Here is a 2,755-nt window from a genome sequence, read left to right as displayed (position 1 = left end):
GGCCGGATCGACGCCGGGCGGGCGGCCGGGCAGCGTGGCGAAGACAGGAGCGGCCCGGCCGACAGCCGGGCCGCGCCGGCGCGCAGCGACGGCCTTGAACCAGTAGAGAAACTTGTAACAACTGCGCCCACGCGCCGCGCCAGAGGACGCGCCGCGTACGGTCGTCGGCCATGAGCACTGAGACACCGAGGGACGCCGACGGCAACAAGCTCTGTGGCTGGTGCGGCGGCCCGATCCAGCAGAAGGGCGTCGGCCGCAGCCGGGACTACTGCACGCGCACGCACAAGGAGTACGCGTACAGGGCTCGCCGGGACCAGGAGATCCGGTTCCGGGCCTACTCCAAAGGCCGGGCCGACGAACGCTTCTTTTCGACAACAGCCGAAACTCCGCAACCCTCCAATACGTCTGTTGTCGAAACTCAATCACCGCAGGTCAACGCCACGAATTCCCCGTCACCCCCCGCACCTTTGCCTCCCTTGAAACGGGCTCGCCGCAGGTCCGCACAGACTGCGTCCGCCATGCCTTTGTGGCCGCCGGCGGATGACGGAGAGCCGGACGATCAGCCACCACGGACCGATTCCTAGCGGAGCGCCCACGCGTCGCTCGGCCACATCGCGGCAGCAGCTGCTCCCCCTCAGCCGCGGAGTGCCTCCAGGTCGCCTTACGCACCCGCATCCGTGACGGCGGGGGTACGGCGCTCCGCCCCAATCCGGGCCCGGCAGACGGCCGCTCAAGCCGCGCAACCCCACCCCCCTTCCCGCTGGCCGTCGTTGGTCGTCCGGAGCACCCGCAGACGCGTATGCGGTAGGCCACGGAGGATTACGGGCCTCAGGCGGCCTGTACGCCCGCCTGAGGGCTCGTGAGCGCTCCGGCGGACCGAGAGTCGCAGGAGCGGGAGAACGACGCTCAGAGGCTCACGGGAGGCCGTGTGCCGGTACGTTCGGGACTTGGCACGACGAAGCCCCCGCCGAATTCGGATCGGCGGGGGCTTCGGTGTGTGCGGGCGGAGGTCAGCTCCGATGGGCTCGCCAACGGCGGGCTGGTGCGACGGACTCCCCAACCTCCACCGTGTCGCCCTGCGCGTCGACGTACACGTTCCGGCTCAGCAGAACGGGGGCGCCGGGCTCGACGCCAAGCAGAGTCGCCTGTTCCTCGGTTGCTGCATCGGCGGCGCTGGCTTCCTCGGAGGCCACGGCGCGTCGACCGGTGACGGCCTCGATGGCTGATGGGGTGCCGCCCGGGATCCGCTCGCGCTGCAGCAGAGCGGGCACGGTCTCCGCGAGTTCAGCGACGAACCAGCTCGTGCTCGCGGAGACCGGCTCCGCGTCGGCGTTGTGCGTGACCCGCTGGCGACGCAGCGCCTGGCCGCCGTCCTCGACGCCCAGGAGGTCCGCGACCCACTCGGGGGGAGTGGTCAGGTCGGCGCCCGTGATCACGGCGTACTCGCCGTCGGCGTAGATCCGCCCGGTAGTGAGCGCCGCCTCCAGGCGGTCGGCTGCGGTGCGGTGCAGGGTCCGGCGCGTGCTGACCGTGGTGGCCGCACCCTGCCGGCCTTCCGCGAGGCCTTCCGCCCTCAGCGTGCGGTGGACCTTCTGCGCGGTCGCAGTCGAGATGCCGTACTCCGCCGCGAGTTCGCGCACGGACGGCAGCACGTCGCCGTGCGCGAGTTCGCCGCTGACGATCTTCGACTTCAGCGTGCCGACGACTTGGAGATACGGAGGCGTGCGCTCCAGCGAGGACATGGCGGGGCTCCTTCGACGGGTGAACGGTGCGGTGATCTATCACAGCATCCGGAGTAGTGATCTAGCACAGTGTATGGCTTGACACAGCAACTGTGCCCCCACAGTATGGGTCTTGTTCGGCGGCGCCTCCCGAGGGGTCGCCGAACGGCTCGAAAATCCGGGGCCCTCGCGCGCACACGCGTAGGGGCCCCACCCCGGAAACCACCGCAACACCGAAACTCGCAGGTCACAGGCTTGCGGGGGCGCAACCGCCCGCAAGGGAGGTTGCGGCCCGGGGGTTGCGGGCTCAACCGCCACAAAACAGGCGGGCCGGAACGCCGCGCGAACGGCAATCCCGGCCCTGATCCACGACCACCCAAGGAGCGACTCGTGGACTACGCAGCAGCATGGAACAAGATCGGTACTGGTACCAAAACGGCCCGCGTGATCACGGCGGACCGGATCAACAAGACGACAGCGGCGGCGAGCCAGGCACTCGACGGCGCCGCCCCGATGTGTGCCCCGCTCGCGCACCGCTGGGACACGGAGGCCGAGCGCAGGGCGAAGCTCCGGACCCCGGAGAACCTGAAGGCGTTGATCGCTGCTCAGCGGGCCAACACGTCGGCGCGGTCGACGGCTGCGACCGCCGCGAGCCAGCGGAAGGCCGCACGGGCGGCGAGCAGCAACCCGTTCAACGGCGGCCGCCGCGCGGCCCGGACGGCGGACAAGGCAGGTCGCGCTCACGCCAAGGTCGCGCGCCGCGACCTGAAGTCGGCTCGCCGGAACTACCCGCTGACGCTCAACCAGCTCGCGGTCCGCGCCCACGCCGCGCACCTGATCCCGGCTGGGATCACCTCGTACGCGATGTCGTCGGCGGAGCACTGGGCGATGTGGCCGGCGGGAAGCTCGCTGAGCCTGATCGCCCTCAACGCTGCACTGCTCGCCGTCGGCCGCCGCCAGGTGCGGGTGCCGCTCGACGACGACGCCACGGCGGAGGAGCGCCGCCTCCTGGAGCGCCACGACCCGTCGTACTG

General features: G+C 70.7%; 1 protein-coding gene and 1 pseudogene. One reads left to right on the top strand and one right to left on the bottom strand.

What is annotated here, in order from left to right:
• Positions 1 to 1,010: 1,010 nt before the first annotated feature.
• Positions 1,011 to 1,742 carry a GntR family transcriptional regulator gene (locus tag ACNPQM_RS43885; RefSeq protein WP_377541236.1) on the bottom strand — a complete coding sequence of 244 codons (732 nt, stop codon included), beginning with the start codon at positions 1,740 to 1,742 and terminating at the stop codon, positions 1,011 to 1,013.
• Positions 1,743 to 2,111: 369 nt separating this feature from the next.
• Between ACNPQM_RS43885 and ACNPQM_RS43880 the strand changes: the two are divergent.
• Positions 2,112 to 2,755 (top strand): annotated as a pseudogene (locus ACNPQM_RS43880) (hypothetical protein); the annotation flags it as partial.

This window comes from Streptomyces sp. NPDC056231 (genome assembly GCF_048270745.1).
GTDB lineage: Bacteria > Actinomycetota > Actinomycetes > Streptomycetales > Streptomycetaceae > Streptomyces.
The sequence above is the reverse complement of the archived record's forward strand: the minus strand, read 5'-3'. Positions and strand labels throughout refer to the sequence as shown.

Excerpts from the sequence above, each read along its gene's own strand:
- ACNPQM_RS43885 (WP_377541236.1), bottom strand. The coding sequence starts at position 1,742 with ATGTCCTCGCTGGAGCGCACGCCTCCGTATCTCCAAGTCGTCGGCACG.